Raw genomic sequence first — 18,250 nt, forward strand, 5'->3', positions numbered from 1 at the left:
CAGGCCAACTGCAAAACATTTACCATATTTGGCTACTTTAGCGGAATAAACAAGGGGTATGAAAATTCCTTTCAACAAGCCTCATTTCACCGGCAGGGAAGCGTTTCATCTTTCCGAAGCGGCCATCCTCGGCCACCTGGCCGGCAACGGGCACTACACACAATTATGCCAGGGATTTTTCGAAGAGCGGTATGGTTTTCGCAAGGCCCTGCTTACCACCAGCTGTACAGATGCACTTGAACTGGCTGCCCTGGTGCTCGGTATCGCTCCGGGAGACGAGGTAATCATGCCTTCCTATACGTTTGTCTCCACGGCCAATGCCTTCGCGCTGAGGGGCGCAAAAATCGTGTTTGCCGACAGCAACCCGCTAAACCCCAATATTGATGCCGGCTCCCTTGCCGGTCTGATCACTGAAAAAACCCGTGCCATCGTGGTGGTGCATTACGGAGGTATCGCCTGCGATATGCAGACCATCATGGAACTTGCCGCGATGCACCGGCTTTTTGTTGTTGAAGATGCTGCCCAGTGCGTGGATGCATTCTGCAATGACACTCCCCTGGGATCGTTCGGGCACCTGGCTGCTTTTTCGTTTCACGAAACGAAAAACATCACCTCAGGAGAAGGTGGCATGCTGGTAGTGAACGATGCTTCGCTTATAGAACGGGCCGAAATTGTACGCGAAAAAGGAACCAACCGTGCTGCCTTTTCCCGTGGGGAAGTAGAGAAATACGAATGGGTAAGCCTTGGCAGTTCATTCCTGCCCAACGAACTTACAGCGGCCTTTCTTTACGGCCAGCTCGAACACCTCGACATCATCCAGCAAAACCGGATGGAGAGCTGGCAACGCTACCGGAATTTGCTCAGCCCGCTTGAAAATAAAGGGTATATCGGCCTGCCTTACGTGCCTGATTATGCCGCACACAACGCCCATCTGTTTTACATCACTGCCAATTCACAGGCAGAAAGGGATCAATTGCTGAACCACCTGGCCGGGCAGGGTATTCATGCTGTCTTTCATTACCTGAGCCTTCATTCTTCGCCCTATTTCAGCAATAAGCACGACGGCCGTGAACTGCCCGATGCAGTGCGCTATGCATCCACACTGATCCGGCTACCTCTGTTCTTCGGACTGAACGAAGACGAAACCGGTTATATCGCTGCCTGCATTAAATCATTTTTCGAGAGATGAACGCCACCTTTTTCTTCCGTTCGAAACGTTCGGTTTGGTACACGCTGGCAACCCTCTTTACCATAGGGATTTTTATCCTGCTGCTGTTGCAGAAACCGTGGTTTATCGGACTGCTGATGCTGCCACTGATCGTCTTTATGGTTTCGATCTATTTCCGGACCCATTACCGCATTCATCCGGTAAACGGACTTACCGTTACCTGCGGACTCTTTTACAAAAAAACATTTGACCTGATGAGCCTGCAAAGCATACGGCCGACAAGTAATCCGCTGTCATCGCCGGCCCTTTCGCTGAAACGGCTGGAACTGCGCTTTCGGAACAGGGAAACCATAATGATATCCCCGGTAAAACAAGAAGAATTTATTGAGTTGCTTAAGTCAATCAATCCGGAAATAGAGTTGAAAAAACGGTAAAAAAAACCAGTCCGGTAAATGTCAGACCTCAGGAACCTATATATCCTGTGAATCCTGTAGATCCTGTAAATCCTGTAAATCCTGTCAGTAACATTACGGGACCAGGATAACCCAATCTGTAAATCCTGTAGATCCTGTCTACAAAAACCCCAGATCCAGCAACGCCTCTTCGCTCATCATGTCTTTTGTCCAGGGAGGATCAAAAGTAATTTCCACCTTGCAGCCTTCAATCCCGTCAATGGTCATCACGATTTCTTCCACCTCCACGGGGAGGGTTTCAGCCACCGGGCAGTTGGGTGCGGTGAGGGTCATGGTGATGTGCGCCACCGATTGTTCGTCAATGCTGATGTTATAAATCAGTCCCAGATCGTAGATATTCACCGGAATCTCGGGATCGTAAACTGTTTTAAGTTTATCGATGATCTGATTGCCAAGATCCAGGGTTTTTTCGTGATCCATCATGTGTCTTGTTTTAATTTGCTACCCTGTCAATTTCCCATGGATGCCTTGGTTTTAAACGCCAATGCATACATTTTGATCTGTTTGATCATCGACAGCATTCCGTTTGACCGGGTGGGCGAAAGGTGCTCGGTAAGCCCGATATCATTAAGAAAGTCGGTGGAAGAATCGAGGATATCCTGAGGCGTTTGCCCTGAAAATGACCTGATCAGCAGGTTGGCAATGCCTTTTGTAATTACCGCATCGCTGTCGGCAGTAAAATGAATCAGGTTTCCGTCGAACTCGGCATGCAGCCACACCCTCGACTGGCAACCCTGGATCAGGTTCGCTTCAACTTTATATTTTTCATCAATCAGTGGAAGCGATTTCCCAAGTTCAATCAGGTAGTTGTATTTATCCATCCAGTCGTCAAAGTTTTCAAACTCGCTCACAATCGCACTGGTGGTTTCTTCTATTTTCATAATAAAGACTTATTCGGAAAGTTTACAGAAAAAATTCCTTCACCTTATCAATGGCCTCCATCAGACGGTCGATCTCCTGTTTAGTATTGTAAAACGCAAAGGATGCCCTGATGGTTCCCGAAATGCCGAGGCTGTCCATCAGCGGCTGGGTACAGTGTGTTCCTGTGCGCACCGCGATGCCCATGTGGTCGATGATGGTACCTGCATCGTAAGGATGAATGCCGTTAATCAGAAATGAGATCAGGCTGGCCTTTCCGGGAGCAGTGCCTATAATCCTGACCAATGGATCGGCCGACAGTTTTTCCGTGGCATAAGCAAGCAGTTCGTGCTCCCAGGCTCCGATCTGGTCAAGCCCTATGCCGCTGATATAATCAATGGCAGCGCCAAATCCTATCACATCACCTACATTGGGGGTACCGGCTTCAAATTTGAAGGGGAGCTCATTGTAAAGGGTTTTTTCAAAGGTCACGTTTTTGATCATCTCGCCTCCGCCCTGGTACGGTGGCATGGCATTCAGCACCTCTTCCCGCCCGTAAAGGCCTCCGATGCCCATAGGCCCGTAAACCTTATGCGCCGAAAAAGCGTAAAAATCACAGCCGATGTCCTGAACGTCCACCTTCATGTGCGATAGCGCCTGAGCTCCGTCAATCAGCACAGTGATGCCCTTTTCGTGCGCCATGCGGGTAATCTCCTTCACGGGATTAACGGTGCCCAGCGTATTGGAAATATGGGTGATGGCAACCATTCGGGTCTTTTCACCGAGCATGTCAGCATAAGCCTGCATGTCCAGACTTCCGTCAGGATGCAGGGGACAAACCTTCAGTGCAGCCCCTTTTTCTTCGCAAAGCATCTGCCAGGGAACGATGTTGGAATGGTGTTCCATGCCCGAAATCAGGATCTCATCTCCCTGCCCGATGTTGGCCCGTCCCCATGAAGCAGCCACCAGGTTGATGGATTCGGTACAACCCCGCGTATAAATGATTTCATGACTGAACCTGGCATTAACGAAATGCTGAATCTTCTCACGCACCTCTTCGAAAGCCACCGTAGCCTGCTGGCTGAGGTAATGTACCCCCCGATGGACATTCGAATTCAGCCCGGTATAATAATTAACCAGGGCATCAATCACTACCTGTGGCTTCTGGGTAGTGGCGGCATTATCGAAATAGACCAGCGGTTTATTGTGAACTTTACGGCCCAGAATGGGGAAATCAACCCTGATTTTTTCAGGATCAATTCCGGTAACCTGCGTTTTCAGCTCTGGACTCATCGCTATGCTTGATTATTAAATTTAAGATCCGGATTTCATCCGGCGAAGGCATTGAATCCCCTCAGATTTTACTCATGTCAATTTCAAAAGAAACCTTCTGTTCCCTGGAATTACAATGCAGTACACACTGATCACAGATGGAAAGCTCGCCGCGTAAACGTTTCTTCACCAAATCATCGATCCGCTGTTTCAACTGAGGAATAGAGATTTTGTTAACAATCTCGGCAGCAAAGGCATACATCAGCAGCATCCTGGCATTATCCGCACTGATTCCTCTCGACCGCAGGTAAAACATGGCTTCGCTGTCGAGCTGGCCCACGGTAGCTCCATGGCTGCACTTTACATCGTCGGCGTAAATCTCGAGAAAAGGCTTTGAATCAATCACGGCCTTATCCGAAATCAGGATATTTTTATTGTTCTGGTATGCATTGGTACGCTGGGCGTCCTTTCTTACCAGGATATGACCGTTGAAAACGCCGCTGGCCTGATCGTCAAGGATACCCTTGAAAAGTTCATTGCTTGTACAATCGGGCACTGCATGATCAACAAACACTTGATTGTCGATGTGTTGATCCCTGTCCATCAGGTAAACGCCGAGAATATCCGCGTGACTTCCCCTTCCATTCAGCCTTACATAAACCTCGTTGCGGATAAGTCCTCCGTTGAGGCTGATAGCATTGGTGGAAAGATTGGCGCCCGCTTCAAGATGAAAAAAGACGTTATTGATCAGCGCTGACCGGTCGTTCTTGTTCTGCAGTTTATAATGATCAAGGCGGGCATTGTCGGAAAGTACAACTTCACTCACAGAATTGATAAAGCCCACCTGATCGTCCACCGAATCGTCGCAGTGTACCAGGCGGAGGCTGCTGTTCCTGCCAAGGATCACCAGGTTTCTGGGCTGCACAAATACAGGGTCAGCCGAGTGAACCAGGTTTACAATCTGTATGATTTCATTAACTTCAACATTATCAGGGACATAAATAAACACTCCGTCGCGCGACAGGGCGGTATTCAGCGCGCTCAGACTGTTATCATGAACCGGAGCATATCTTCCATAATGCGCAGCAATAAGGTCAGCGTGTTTTTCAAAGGCTTCTTCCATACTGCATACCACCACGCCCTGCGATGCCTGTGACAGTTTATTGCCCCTTTCGATAAACCAACCGTTGAGCTGGGCGACCATATAAGTATCGAATCCAGGCACTTCGCAACGGAAGATCTCTTCCAGATCAACATCGGCTGCCTGCGGCGCCAGGGGAAAAGTAAATCCATGATTCAGCACCCTGCTCAAATCGGTATTGCGCCATTTCTCGAGTTTGGTATGCGGAAATCCTGAGCGTGCAAACCCGGCAATGGCTTCACGCCGCCCGGCAATCACCTCAGGCGAATCTGACAGGGCATACGATGCAATGCGCTCATCAAAGAGTTTAAGCAAAGTTTCCCTGGTATTGTAATTGGTTGTTGTTCCGTCCATAATTCCTGTATTTAGGGCATTCAGGCTTCCGACCTGATCCATTCATAACCCTTTTCTTCCAGTTCCATGGCCAGTTCCTTCCCGCCTGAGCGGACAATCCGTCCATCGAACAAAACGTGTACAATATCCGGAACGATATACTCAAGCAAACGCTGATAATGGGTAATGACCAGAAAGGCATTGTCGGGCCTGCGTAACTTGTTCACTCCGCCGGCCACAACCTTCAGGGCGTCAATATCAAGGCCCGAGTCGGTTTCATCAAGTATCGCCAGACTGGGTTCCAGCATGGCCATCTGAAAAATCTCGTTTTTCTTTTTCTCACCTCCGGAGAACCCTTCATTCACCGAACGGTTGGCCAGCTTGGCATGGATATCGAGCATACGCTTTTTCTCTTCCATTTTTGCCAGAAACTCATTGGCCGGCATGGGATCAAGACCGTGATATTTACGCTGTTCGTTGACGGCTGTACGCATAAAGTTGGTGATGCTCACCCCGGGAATTTCCACAGGATACTGGAATCCGAGAAATATCCCCTCACTGGCACGGTCCTCCACCGCCATCTCGAGCAGGTTCTTGCCCTTGTAAAGAATTTCTCCTTCTTCAATTTCAAAGATATCGCGGCCTGCTATGACTGAAGCCAATGTGCTCTTACCGGTTCCGTTGGGGCCCATGATGGCGTGCACTTCTCCGGGCCTTACTTCAAGATTGATCCCTTTCAGGATCTCCTTTCCATCAATGGAAACCCGCAGGTTTTTTATACTAAGCATAATGTGGTTTTGTTATTTAAAGTTTTCTGAGTCTTTTGTATAAAACTGTTGATACGAAATCTGACCTCGCCGGTGACTGCAGTGTCGCGCAGCATCATTAACCTACGCTGCCCTCCAGGCTGATGGAGAGCAGTTTCTGCGCCTCAACGGCAAATTCCATGGGTAACTGCTTCAGCACTTCCCGGGCGTAGCCGTTCACAATCAGGCCTATGGCACTTTCGGTACTGATGCCCCGCTGGTTGCAATAAAACAACTGGTCATCCGAAATTTTCGAAGTGGTTGCTTCATGCTCTACAATAGAAGTCTTGTTTTCCGTTTTGATATAGGGGAATGTGTGTGCCCCGCATTTATCGCCTAAAAGCAGGGAGTCGCACTGCGAAAAATTACGCCCATTTTCTGCCCTTTTGGTCATCTTTACCAGCCCGCGGTAACTGTTGTTGCTGTATCCGGCAGAAATCCCCTTGGAGATAATGGTGCTTTTGGTGTTCTTGCCCAGATGGATCATTTTTGAACCCGTATCGGCCTGCTGATAATTATTGGTAACCGCCACCGAATAAAATTCGCCCACCGAATGGTCGCCCATCAGCACCACGCTGGGATACTTCCACGTGATGGCCGAACCGGTTTCAACCTGCGTCCACGATATCTTTGAATTGTTTCCCTTGCAGATGCCACGTTTGGTAACAAAGTTATAGATGCCGCCTTCGCCCTGCTTATTGCCGGGATACCAGTTTTGCACGGTCGAGTACTTCACCTCGGCGTCTTTCAGGGCGATGATCTCCACAATGGCGGCGTGCAGCTGGTTCTCATCGCGCATGGGGGCCGTACAGCCTTCCATGTAACTCACATAACTGCCCTCATCACCAATGATCAGCGTACGCTCAAACTGACCGGTATTGGCGGCATTGATGCGGAAATAAGTCGATAATTCAATGGGACAACGCACCCCTTTGGGGATATAACAGAATGACCCGTCACTGAAAACGGCCGAATTCAGGGCTGCAAAATAGTTGTCGTCTGACGGAACAACGGTACCCATGTATTGCTTGACAAGTTCAGGAACCTTTTGTACGGCCTCGCTGAATGAACAGAAAATAATACCCTGTTTTTCAAGCGTTTCCGAAAAAGTGGTTTTCACCGAAACCGAGTCGATCACCGCGTCCACGGCTACACCGGTAAGACGTTTCTGCTCTTCAAGTGAAATGCCGAGTTTGTTGAATGTTTCAATCAGCTCGGGATCCACCTCATCCAGGCTGGCCAGCTCTTTTTTCTTTTTCGGGGCAGCGTAGTAAATGATGTCCTGATAGTTGATGGGCGGATGGTGCAGGTGTGCCCAGGTGGGTTCCGTCATCCCGAGCCATTTGCGGTAAGCATTCAGCCGGAACTCAAGCAGCCACTCCGGCTCATTCTTTTTGGCAGAAATAAAGCGGATGGTGTCTTCCGACAAGCCCCTGGGGGCAGTTTCCATCTCTATATCAGTATAAAAACCGTACTTGTACTCTCCCTGCGTTACTTCATCCAGTATGTTGTTAGGGTCCTTTTCCATTTCCCTTATGATCTTGATTGAGTGCTTAATCAGATTAAATAAAGATAGTCCGCAAAGATAGTAATTTTAGATGTTTCAGGGGGTATGAGAATTTCACCCCGCCCGGACACCACTCTCTTTTTCTCTCTGCAGGCCTTGTCTGTATGCATAACAATCGTTATGGTGAGTTGTTGCTGCCACCCTGAAAGATATTATCCGGATTGTGCCTTTAAAGTCTCCTGAATAACATTATTTACCCATCAAAAAAATTCAACTTTGCCCGGATTAAAAGATTTAAAAGGATCGCGGGCAGCATTGCAACCATCAATGAAGCAGAAGCGGGAATTGGTCCCGCAATCCGCTGAACGGCAAAGTACAGATTGTTTACCTTTGCAAAAAATATCAACCATGACTGAAGACATTTCGCCCAAACGCACAGAGCTCTCCGAGCTGGGTGAGTTTGGCCTGATTGACCGCCTTACGGCCGGGCTGAAACCTTTCAATGCCTCAACCCTGAAAGGCGTGGGCGATGATTGCGCCGTGATTGACCACGGCGATCATGTAAGCCTTATTACCAAGGACTTACTGATAGAAGGGGTACATTTCGACCTTTCGTATGCCCCCCTGAAACACCTGGGATACAAAGCCGCGGCAGTGAATATTTCCGATATTGTGGCTATGAATGGGAAAGCTGAGCAAATGCTGGTGGGGATTTCTGTTTCAAACCGCTTTTCGGTAGAAGCTCTCGAAGAGCTGTATGCAGGAATCCGTCTGGCCTGTGAACGCTATAAAGTTGACCTTGTCGGCGGCGACACCACCTCCTCGGTATCCGGTCTCTTTATTTCGATCACCGTTATTGGCCGGGCTTCAAAAGATGAAGTGGTTTACCGGAATACCGCCCGCCAGAACGACCTGATCTGCGTAAGCGGCGACCTTGGCGGCGCCTATATGGGGCTGTTGCTCCTCGAACGCGAAAAACAGGTATACAAGGCCAATCCCCAGATGCAGCCCGACCTGGAAGGATTCGACTATATCCTTGAAAGACAACTGAAGCCGGAGCCAAGAACGGATGTGCTTGAAAAACTCAGAAAAGCCGGGATCAAGCCCACAGCCATGATTGATATCTCCGACGGTTTGGCTTCGGAAATCCTCCATATAGCAAAAGACTCCGGCTTGGGCTGCAGGATTTACGAAAACAAGATTCCCGTGGATATTGTAACCGCAGAAGTTGCCGCGGAATTTCAGATTGATCCCGTTACTGCAGCCATGAACGGAGGTGAAGATTATGAACTGCTCTTTACCGCCGATGTGAATGACTTTGAAAAACTTAAAGAACTTAAAGGCATCCACATCATTGGCCATATGACTGAAAAAGCAGAAGGCGAATACCTGATCAGCGAGGGTGGCAGCCTTTATCCTATTGAAGCGCAGGGATTCAATCACATGCGCGACAAACAGGCATAATGTCATTCAGGAGGTCCTGCGATTTAAACACAGCTATACAAAAATCCTCAGCGCCTGAAAGATATGCCAGCCGAAAAGATCAGTAAAATTCTCAAAACCCTGCCCTCAAACCCCGGGGTGTATCAATACTTTGATAAAGAGGGCAGGATAATTTATATCGGCAAGGCTAAAAACCTGAAAAAGCGGGTGATGTCATACTTTAACAAGGATGCATCACTCACGGGAAAAGTCAGGGTGCTGGTATCGAAAATTGCCGATATCCGGTGGATTGTCGTGGATTCGGAATACGATGCGCTGCTGCTCGAAAACAACCTGATCAAGGAGTACCAGCCGCGCTACAACATCATGCTGAAAGATGACAAGACCTATCCATGGATCTGCATCAAAAAAGAACCATTCCCCAGGGTATTTCCCACACGGAACCTGATCAGGGACGGCAGCGAGTATTTCGGGCCTTATGCTTCCGTGAAGATGATGAATACCCTGCTTGATCTGGTAAGGCAACTCTATCCGCTGCGCAACTGCAGCCTTAACCTGGGTAAAAAACAGATCGAAGCAGGAAAATACAAGGTATGCCTTGAATTCCATATCGGCAACTGCCTGGGGCCATGTGAAGGACTTCAGTCCGAAGAAGATTACATGGAGACCATCCGCGGCATACGGAGCATCATCCGCGGCAATATCGGGATGGTGAGGAATCAGCTTCATGAACTGATGAAACAACATGCCGATGCATTCGCCTTTGAAAAAGCCCAGATCATCAAGGAGAAAATTGAGCTGCTCGACCGTTTCCAGAGCAAATCGCTGGTTGTCAATCCTTCCATCAACAATGTGGATGTTTTTTCAATCATTGAGGATGCTCAAGCGGCCTATGTCAATTTCGTGAAAGTGGCTTCGGGGGCCATTATACAATCACATACCGTTGAACTGAAGAAAAAACTGGACGAAACCACCGAAGAGTTGTTGTCGCTAGCCATTGCAGACCTGCATCCCCGTTTCACCAGCGGCGCAACGGAAATCATCGTTCCGCTGATGCCAGAATTTCAGTTGCTGGGCATCACCTATACCGTGCCGCAAAGGGGCGATAAAAAGCAGTTGCTGGAGCTTTCGGAACGCAATGCGAAGTATTACCAGCTCGACAAACAGCGTCAGAAAGAACTTGTCGATCCGGAACGTCGCGTAAACCGTATCCTCGATACCATAAAGAAAGACCTGGGGCTTAAAGAGCAGCCCGTACACATGGAATGTTTCGACAATTCCAATATTCAGGGCAGCTTTCCGGTGGCGGCCATGGTGGTATTCCGCCATGCGAAACCCGAGAAAAAAGACTACCGGCATTTCAACATCAAAACCGTTGAAGGACCCAATGACTTTGCTTCCATGGAAGAGGTGGTTTACCGGCGTTACAGCAGGCTGCTCGAAGAGGGCAGCAGTCTGCCGCAGGTGGTAATCATCGACGGCGGTAAGGGACAGCTGAGCTCAGCAATGACTAGTATACAAAAACTAGGACTGCAGGATAAAATACAGCTGATCGGCATCGCCAAAAAACTGGAAGAGCTTTATTTCCCGGGTGATCCGCTACCCCTGCATCTTGATAAAAAATCGGAAACCCTGAGGGTTATACAGCAGATGCGTGACGAAGCGCACCGTTTTGGCATCACCCACCACCGCAAGCGCCGCGAAAAAGGAACCATCAAAACCAGCCTGAGCGATATCGAAGGCATCGGCAGCGCAACCGCCCAAACCCTTCTGAGAAAATTCAAATCGGTAAAAAACATAAAAATGGCCACCCTGGATGAACTGAAGGCAGCCATCGGAAATAACCGTGCTGAAATTGTTTATGCACATTTTGCTGAGGAAAAAGAAAAAAAGCAGGATAAATAATCCGCCGCTCTCCCAATAGTATATCATCCTGGTGCTTCAACCGGAAAAATCCGTAAATTCGTGACTATTCAAAACCCAATCTAAGTAAGTATGGCCGTTCTTCAATGATTCATCTATATGGAAACAGCAGACCTGAAAAAACAATACAAAGAAGAACTGAGGCAACTGCAGATTGAGCTGATCAGGCTTCAGAAACGGATACAGGATCAGCACCTGAGGCTGGCGATTATTTTTGAGGGCCGCGATACCGCCGGAAAGGGTGGCGCCATTTACCGTTTCACCCGCTATCTTAACCCCAGGGCCATGCGGGTGGTCGCCCTGCCAAAACCTACAGAAGTAGAAAAAGGACAGTGGTATTTCCAGCGCTACATCAAAGAACTGCCCAATCCGGGCGAAATCGTGTTTTTCGACCGCAGCTGGTACAACCGGGCGGTGGTTGAACCGGTCATGGGATTCTGCACTAAGGAACAATATGAACTTTTTCTGAAACAGGCACCGGTATTTGAACAGATGCTGCTCGAAGACGGCATTATACTGATCAAGTTCTGGTTCTCCATCAATATTACCGAACAAAAAGTAAGAATTGAAGACCGGATCAATAACCCGCTGAAGGTCTGGAAACTCAGCACCGTGGATTTGAAAGCCCAGCAGATGTGGGACGAATTTACCTGGTACAAAAACCAGATGTTCCTCCGGACCCACCGGCCCGATAATCCCTGGGTGATCGTAAAAGGAAACGACAAGCCGGTAGCCCGGATGGAAGCCATGCGGTATGTGCTTGCCCGGATGGATTACCCTGAAAAAGCTCAGGCCAGGGTTTCATTTGAACCAAATCCGGAAATAATCAACATATTCGATCCTTCGATGATCTGAATACCAAAGGTCTGCAATCGGAACTCCGGAGATTTACCTGAACATCAGCACCCGGGGTTCAGCCCCTTGTTTTACAAAACCCCTGAACATACCCGGAGTATTGAACGGCATGGAGATATTACCGTTTTTGTCCACGGCAATAAGTCCGCCGGCACCACCCTGACTTTTAAGCTTTTCGTTGATGATATACTCTGCCGCCTGTTCCAACGTTTCCCCAAGGTAAAGCATGCGGGCGGAAACATCGTAGGCCACTGAATTCCGGATAAAATACTCGCCGTGGCCCGTACACGATACGGCACAGCTTTCATTGGAGGCGTAGGTCCCTGCCCCTATCACCGGAGAATCGCCGATGCGGCCGTATTTCTTGAAGGTCATGCCTCCGGTTGAGGTAGCGGCGGCCAGATTACCGTGGCTGTCGAGGGCAACGGCTCCTACGGTGCCTTTGCGCCCTTCCTGTTCAAGTCTTTCCTTTACTTTCATGTATTCCTGCCAGCTTTCATCGGTATGGAAGTACGAAGGATCCACCATCTGAAGGCCCTGCTCCCGGGCAAAGGCTTCGGCACCTTTTCCCGAAAGCATCACATGTTGAGAAGAGTCCATCACCCGACGGGCAGCTTCCACAGGACTGCGGATAATGGTAACCCCGGCAACCGCACCGGCCTTGCCGGTAAAACCATCCATCACCGAAGCATCCAGTTCGTTCTTCCCTTCTGCATTAAAAACAGCGCCTTTCCCCGAATTGAACAGCGGGCATTCTTCCATAAACTGAACCGCGGCAATCACCGCATCCATGGCTGTACCCCCACCGGCCAGCACCTGTTGCCCCGCGGTAAGCGCTTCCTGTAGTTTTGCTTCATAAATTACCTGCTTTTCAGGGGCGACGCGCGCCGGGGTGATATTGCCGGCCCCGCCGTGAATGACCAGAACCCAGCCGGGCTGCTGTGCCATCGCATGCGGCAACGCTATCAGGAAACAGATAATAAAAGTCAATGTCAGGTGTTTCATAAAAAAGTGCTTTTATCTTCAAGGTCAATAACTCACAGAACGGTGAACAATCCCGGATTTCAGGAAAACATCCCCCGTATGTCGATGATGCCGAAAAGATCAGCAGAGGTAATGAAAATAATCACAATAATAAACCACCGGATGAAGTTTGCGCCCCAGTTTACCGCATAGCGGGAAGCAATGTACGCACCCATGATGTTGCCAATCGCGTGTATCAGCCCGAACTGCCAGTTGACTTTATCGTTGACTACAAAAACCACCAGGGCGAAAATGGTATACAACAGCACGATGAAAACCTTGATGGCATTGGCTTTCACCAGATCGTAGCCCGCCCCGAGCACGATACCGGCCAGCAGAAAGTAACCCACACCTACCTGCACAAACCCTCCGTAAATGCCGATCGCGAAAAAGATCAGCATCTGCAAAGGGCTTACCTTTTTCAGCTGCAGGGCTTCCTGCCCTTTCAGCCATTTAGCGGGCTTTGTCAGGATAAAAAACACCATCATCAGCATCACTGCGGCAATTGCTTTGCGAAAAGTGGCTTCATCAATCTGTACCGACAATTGCGCCCCGATGATGGAACCGATAACAGTTGGGATGGAAAGCCACAAAGCCTTGCGGGTGTCGAGCAGTTTCTGCTGCCTGAAGGTGGTAACGGAGGTCATGTTCTGCAGAATCACCGCAATGCGGTTGGTTCCGTTGGCGACATCGGCCGGAAGGCCCATAAACATAAACAGCGACAGCGAGATGATGGTACCTCCGCCGGCCAGGGTATTGATAAAACCGACAAAAACGCCCGAAACAATCAGGGCAATGACTTCGAGGCTCGACATAGCAGACGATTGGACAAGCAAATGTAAGGAAACTTATCCGAAAGTTGCAGCCACTAATACCCTTGTGTTCCCGTTAAGCCTTCCTGTTTCATGGATGTTTCGCAAAACATTAATCCTATCTTTGCACCCTCTGAATAAGCCCGCTTATCATGACTGAACCCAACCTTACCGGCAGAATGCGAAAGTCGGTGATGATAGCCTTACCAAAGGGGCTGAAAACCGCCTGGTGGCTGATAAAAATTACCGTCCCTGTTTCGCTGGCCGTGATGCTGCTCGACCATTACGGCATCCTCAGCATGGTTGCCGGTTATACCAGTCCGCTGTTCAGCAGGCTGGGGCTCCCCGGCGCTTCGGCAGTGGTTTTTATCACCAGTATTTTTACCAATATTTACTCGGTGGTAGCCATCCTGGCCATGCTTGACTTTCCGCTGCGTGAAGGCACCATACTGGCGGTAATGTGCCTGATTTCCCACGGGTTCCTGATTGAATCGGCAGTAATGAAAAGGACAGGCTCATCCGTGGCACGCATGGTGCTGGTACGTTTAACGGGAAGTTTTCTTGCCGCCTGGCTGTTGAACCTGGTAATGCCCGGCAATATGTCTGAGGTTCCCCTGCTTGTATCCGGAACCGGTATTGGTCTGACAGCGGCGCTGCTTCACTGGCTTACCTCGATCACCTCCACAGTGTTGAAGATTCTGGTGCTGGTGAACCTGCTGCTGATCGCGCAACAACTGATGGAGGAATTCGGATGGATTGCGGCCATCAATAAACCATTGGGACCGGTGATGAAAGTCTTTGGGTTGCCACGCAGTGCCACCCTTTCATGGGTGGTAGCCAACCTGATCGGCCTCGCCTATGGTTCGGCCATTATGATTGATCAGCGCGAAAAGGGAAGGATGAACCGCAGCGATGCCGATCTGCTCAACCATCACGTAGCGGTATCACATTCGCAACTGGAGGATCCCCTGCTTTTTATTACCCTTGGCTATACCCTGCACTGGCTGATCTGGCCACGTATGCTTGTGGCCCTGCTGGCGGTATGGCTACGGAAACTTGAACTGCGATGGTCGCGACAACGCGCCCGCCTGCCGGAGCCGGTCTAATCCGTTTCATTTGCAGACAGTAATCTGATCAGCGCGGTGAGGCGCGCCTTCAGGTCGGTCAGTTCGCCGGCTCTCAGGTCTCCTTTCATCAGTTGACTTACCAATGCTTCGGGAATACGCGCAGCCTCCTCCTGCATGGCCCTTCCCTTGTCTGTAAGCTCAATCATCACCTTCCGTTCATCTTCCGGCGAACGCTTCCGCACAATCAGCCCCGTCTGCTCCATCCGCTTCAGCAACGGCGTAATGGTGTTGGTATTGAGAATAAGTTTTCTGGCTATATCGGTCACCGGCAAACGGTCTTTTTCCCACAATATCATCAACACAAGATACTGGGGGTAGGTTATCCCCAATTTTTCCAGATAGGGCTGATATTCGCGCGTAATCAGGCGGGAGGCCGCATATACGGGGAAGCAGAGCTGATTTTCGAGTTTAAGTTGTTCGTAGGCCATGGTAAACGCATTTAAATTTACTTCACCGGAAACAGGCAGTGGAGTTTCCACCCGTGCTCAGGCAAAATTAAGTAATGAATGGATCGAAGGCGACGGAATTTTCAGGATATCCCCAGCACCTTGCGGATGTATGGTTCCAGGGCCGCTGGTTTGGTAACCGGAGCAAAACGTTTGTAAGGCCTGCCTTTGGTGTCGATCAGGAATTTGGTGAAGTTCCATTTAATCTTTTTGCTCAGTAAACCCCTCAATTCGGTCGTCAGGTATTTAAAGACGGGATGTGCCGTTTCGCCGTTGACATCCACCTTGGCAAACATGGGGAAGGTAACGCCGTAGTTGATCAGGCAGCCCTCCGAAATGGAAGTTTCATCGCCCGGCTCCTGGTTGGCAAACTGGTTGCAGGGAAAACCAAGGATTACAAACCCTTTGTCTTCGTATTTTTTATAGAGTTCTTCCAATCCTTCATACTGGGGTGTGAGTCCGCATTTGCTGGCTGTGTTTACCACAAGAATAGCTTTCCCCTTGTAGGTTTCCATGCTGACCGGCTTTCCGTTCAGGCTTTTCGCTTCAAACTGATAAAAGTTGTTGTTCATGATGATTTTAAAATAGTTTTAACTCTTGTTTTTAAATGCTTTAAATGCCCCGGTGGACCATAAGGCCCATGCAATGAGTACAGGCTGAAAGAAAAGGCGGATAAGCCGTGCCCGGTCGGTATCCAGGCCGAATGCATCAATCTGGTTCACATACTGCGCGATGTTTCCCGGGAAAATGATCACGAAGAAAAGCGCCACCACCCAGCCAGTCAGTGCTTTCCATTTGGGCAGAATCACCAGCGCCAGGCCCAGGATTATTTCCGCAAAACCCGAAAGCAACACGGTGAGGTCATCGGGGACCGGCACCCAGTCGGGCACCTGGGCGACAAATTCCGCCCGCGCAAAGGTCAAGTGACTAATACCTACAAACAGCAGGCTCAGGCCAAGCAGGATTCTGAAAAGGCTTAATATCCAATGAGTTTTAACATTGTAACCCCTCTGCAGTCTTTCTGAAATCTTCATTTCGCTGGAATTTGATTTTTTATCTTTCACGATTATATCGTTCACGATGCAAAAATAATAAAAATTTATATCGCAAACGATATAATGATTTTTTTAACAAAAATTATCTGTGGTTACGAGGAGATAATTCATCAGGCAAGCGGGCTTCCGGTTATTTAAAAAGCCTGTACAAGAAGAGTAAAGTGCGTTTGAAGACTACCTGAGTGTCTTTAACCGGCTGTGACGGGCACCATAGACAAAGTAAAGCACCAGTCCGATTAACAGCCAGATCAGGAAACGCAGCCAGTTGGTGATGCCCAGCTGCGACATCAGGTAAAAATTGGTGAGCAGGCCCAGGGCGGGAATCAGTGAAAGTTCCTTCTTCACGGCGATCCAGGTGACGGATACAGCCACAATCAGGAATGCGGCATGCGGTATTTTATGTTTCACCACATCCCATACGGTTTCTCCGGGAAGCCGGTCGAAACTGATCAATGCCTGCAGGTCTTCGGGATCAAGTTTCAGCAGAATCAGAAACACGCCCAACCAGATAACCGGCAGCCAGTAACGGCTGTTGATGTAAGTAACCCTGAACTTTCCGCTGCCTTTACGCCCGAGGTTTCCGGCGGGGGTTTTCTTCCCGTCGAGGATCAGGATACCGCCCGAGACCAGGACAAAGGCGAAAAGGGTTCCGATACTTGTGAGATCGGTGACTTCCGTGAGGTTCATAAAAAGTGTCGGCACGGCCACCAGAATTCCGGTAATGATGGTGGAAAAGGCAGGTGTCTGGTACCGGGGGTGAAGTTTGGCAAACACCGGGGGCAGCAAACCGTCGCGGCTCATGCTCATCCATATGCGCGGCTGTCCAACCTGAAATACCAGCAGTACGCTGGCCATGGCGATTACGGCGCTCAGGGCGATGATGCCCGACAGTTTTGTCAGGTGCAGCCTGTCAAATACAAAGGCCAGCGGATCACTCACCCCGAGCAGGTGGTAACTCACCATGCCGGTGAGCACCAGGCTGATGGCCACATAGAGCACTGTGGTAATGATCAGTGAATAGATCATGGATCGGGGAAGGTCGCGTTGCGGATTTTTACACTCTTCGGCGGTGGTAGAGATGGCATCAAAGCCAATGTAGGCAAAAAACACGCCCGAGACGCCCTTCAGCACGCCGCCGATGCCGTTTGGAGCGAAGGGGCTCCAGTTTTCAGGATTGATATAAAACGCGCCAACGGCGATCACCATCAGCAGAATGGCGACTTTCAGCAGTACCATGATATTGCTGGCCCTTTTCGACTCCCGTATCCCCCTGTACACCAGCCAGGTGATAAAGACAACAATGGCAAACGCGGGGACATCGGCGATCAGCCGGAGCCCGCCCAATGCAGGCGACATGGTCCAGGCGCGCCAGGCTTCGGCCAGTTCACCCGGCAAATCCGCAACGGGCATGCCGGCAGCAAGCAATTCCGAGGCTTCCTTAAATCCCCGGGATGCACTCAGGTAATCGATGGTGAGGTAATCGGGAATATGAATGCCGAATCCTGACAGCAATCCGCAGAAATATCCGCTCCATGAAATGGCCACAGCGATATTTCCCACGGCATATTCCATAATCAGATCCCATCCGATAATCCAGGCCACCAGCTCTCCAAAACTGGCGTAAGCATATGTGTATGCACTTCCGCTAAGGGGAATGGATGAGGCAAACTGTGCATAGCAAAGCGCTGAAAATCCGCAGGCTATGGCCGAAAAAACAAAGAGGAGAGAGACAGCCGGCCCTCCGTAAGAAGCAGCATTCCCGATGGTACTGAATATCCCTGCACCGATAATGGCTGCAATGCCAAAAGAGGTAAGATCGCGCACGCCGAGGTCTTTGCGCATCAGGTGCCCGGCTTCCTGCTCATTTTTTGCGTGAGCAAGAATCATGTCGATGGACTTGCGACGGAAGAGGTGTCGGAAATGCAAAGGCGGATTTTTTACTTACCAAAAGTAAAAATAAATCAGTTAGATGACAAAACAGCATCATTTATCACCTGAAATCCTCAGA

At 49.6% G+C, this 18,250-nt stretch carries 18 protein-coding genes; 6 read left to right on the forward strand and 12 right to left on the reverse strand.

Translation table 11 applies throughout. The features are described from left to right. Window positions 1-58: 58 nt before the first annotated feature. Window positions 59-1,189 (forward strand): dTDP-4-amino-4,6-dideoxygalactose transaminase, encoded by a 1,131-nt coding sequence (gene rffA, locus TBC1_RS09535; protein ID WP_062041376.1) that lies wholly within the window; start codon window positions 59-61, stop codon window positions 1,187-1,189. After that, window positions 1,186-1,602, forward strand: a complete 417-nt coding sequence (locus TBC1_RS09540; protein ID WP_062041379.1) for a PH domain-containing protein — start codon at window positions 1,186-1,188, stop codon at window positions 1,600-1,602. The genes rffA and TBC1_RS09540 overlap by 4 nt, the downstream gene beginning before the upstream one ends. Window positions 1,603-1,740: 138 nt before the next feature. Here TBC1_RS09540 and TBC1_RS09545 read toward each other — a convergent pair whose 3' ends face one another. The 6 genes from TBC1_RS09545 to sufB form a co-directional block, all read right to left on the reverse strand. Beyond that, window positions 1,741-2,064, reverse strand: a complete 324-nt coding sequence (locus tag TBC1_RS09545) for an SUF system Fe-S cluster assembly protein (RefSeq protein WP_062041382.1) — start codon at window positions 2,062-2,064, stop codon at window positions 1,741-1,743. A 26-nt stretch (window positions 2,065-2,090) separates the two neighbouring features. Next, window positions 2,091-2,522 carry a SufE family protein gene (locus TBC1_RS09550; RefSeq protein WP_062041385.1) on the reverse strand — a complete coding sequence of 144 codons (432 nt, stop codon included), beginning with the start codon at window positions 2,520-2,522 and terminating at the stop codon, window positions 2,091-2,093. Between the two features lie 22 nt (window positions 2,523-2,544). After that, complete coding sequence (locus TBC1_RS09555; RefSeq protein ID WP_137305665.1) at window positions 2,545-3,759, reverse strand: aminotransferase class V-fold PLP-dependent enzyme; 1,215 nt, start codon at window positions 3,757-3,759, stop codon at window positions 2,545-2,547. Between the two features lie 94 nt (window positions 3,760-3,853). Further along, window positions 3,854-5,308 carry a Fe-S cluster assembly protein SufD gene (gene sufD / locus TBC1_RS09560; RefSeq protein ID WP_062041394.1) on the reverse strand — a complete coding sequence of 485 codons (1,455 nt, stop codon included), beginning with the start codon at window positions 5,306-5,308 and terminating at the stop codon, window positions 3,854-3,856. Then, the gene (gene sufC, locus TBC1_RS09565; RefSeq protein ID WP_062041397.1) at window positions 5,287-6,033 is read right to left on the reverse strand and encodes a Fe-S cluster assembly ATPase SufC; all 747 of its coding nucleotides are present in this window, start codon (window positions 6,031-6,033) and stop codon (window positions 5,287-5,289) included. The genes sufD and sufC overlap by 22 nt, the downstream gene beginning before the upstream one ends. Before the next feature lie 97 nt (window positions 6,034-6,130). Continuing rightward, a complete protein-coding gene (gene sufB, locus TBC1_RS09570) occupies window positions 6,131-7,579 on the reverse strand; it encodes a Fe-S cluster assembly protein SufB (protein WP_062041400.1) in 1,449 nt (482 codons plus the stop codon). A gap of 387 nt (window positions 7,580-7,966) precedes the next feature. On the opposite strand from sufB, the gene thiL reads away from it, so the two are divergent. The 3 genes from thiL (at window position 7,967) to ppk2 (ending at window position 11,779) form a co-directional block, all read left to right on the forward strand. Then, complete coding sequence (gene thiL / locus TBC1_RS09575; protein WP_062041403.1) at window positions 7,967-9,022, forward strand: thiamine-phosphate kinase; 1,056 nt, start codon at window positions 7,967-7,969, stop codon at window positions 9,020-9,022. A 63-nt stretch (window positions 9,023-9,085) separates the two neighbouring features. After that, window positions 9,086-10,906, forward strand: coding sequence for an excinuclease ABC subunit UvrC (gene uvrC, locus TBC1_RS09580; protein WP_062041406.1), 1,821 nt, complete (start codon window positions 9,086-9,088; stop codon window positions 10,904-10,906). A gap of 117 nt (window positions 10,907-11,023) precedes the next feature. Continuing rightward, window positions 11,024-11,779, forward strand: coding sequence for a polyphosphate kinase 2 (gene ppk2, locus TBC1_RS09585; protein WP_062041408.1), 756 nt, complete (start codon window positions 11,024-11,026; stop codon window positions 11,777-11,779). 33 nt (window positions 11,780-11,812) lie between these two features. Here the strand turns inward: ppk2 and TBC1_RS09590 are convergent, their stop codons facing one another. Next, entirely contained in the window at window positions 11,813-12,784 is a 972-nt protein-coding gene (locus TBC1_RS09590; RefSeq protein ID WP_082189550.1) for an isoaspartyl peptidase/L-asparaginase family protein, read from the reverse strand. A 59-nt stretch (window positions 12,785-12,843) separates the two neighbouring features. After that, complete coding sequence (locus tag TBC1_RS09595) at window positions 12,844-13,617, reverse strand: sulfite exporter TauE/SafE family protein (RefSeq protein ID WP_062041411.1); 774 nt, start codon at window positions 13,615-13,617, stop codon at window positions 12,844-12,846. A 149-nt stretch (window positions 13,618-13,766) separates the two neighbouring features. Here TBC1_RS09595 and TBC1_RS09600 point away from each other — a divergent pair, with 149 nt between their 5' ends. Beyond that, entirely contained in the window at window positions 13,767-14,720 is a 954-nt protein-coding gene (locus TBC1_RS09600; RefSeq protein WP_062041414.1) for a nucleoside recognition domain-containing protein, read from the forward strand. On the opposite strand, the gene TBC1_RS09605 is transcribed toward TBC1_RS09600, so the two are convergent. The 4 genes from TBC1_RS09605 to TBC1_RS09620 form a co-directional block, all read right to left on the reverse strand. Further along, window positions 14,717-15,169: a MarR family winged helix-turn-helix transcriptional regulator gene (locus TBC1_RS09605; protein ID WP_062041417.1), complete on the reverse strand. Its 453-nt coding sequence runs from the start codon at window positions 15,167-15,169 to the stop codon at window positions 14,717-14,719. The genes TBC1_RS09600 and TBC1_RS09605 overlap by 4 nt on opposite strands. A 101-nt stretch (window positions 15,170-15,270) precedes the next feature. After that, window positions 15,271-15,759, reverse strand: coding sequence for a glutathione peroxidase (locus TBC1_RS09610; RefSeq protein ID WP_062041420.1), 489 nt, complete (start codon window positions 15,757-15,759; stop codon window positions 15,271-15,273). 18 nt (window positions 15,760-15,777) lie between these two features. Next, window positions 15,778-16,221: a DoxX family protein gene (locus TBC1_RS09615; RefSeq protein WP_062042949.1), complete on the reverse strand. Its 444-nt coding sequence runs from the start codon at window positions 16,219-16,221 to the stop codon at window positions 15,778-15,780. Between the two features lie 195 nt (window positions 16,222-16,416). Further along, window positions 16,417-18,168 carry an amino acid permease gene (locus tag TBC1_RS09620; protein WP_236695649.1) on the reverse strand — a complete coding sequence of 584 codons (1,752 nt, stop codon included), beginning with the start codon at window positions 18,166-18,168 and terminating at the stop codon, window positions 16,417-16,419. Window positions 18,169-18,250: the final 82 nt, after the last annotated feature.

This window comes from Lentimicrobium saccharophilum (assembly GCF_001192835.1).
Lineage (GTDB): Bacteria > Bacteroidota > Bacteroidia > Bacteroidales > Lentimicrobiaceae > Lentimicrobium > Lentimicrobium saccharophilum.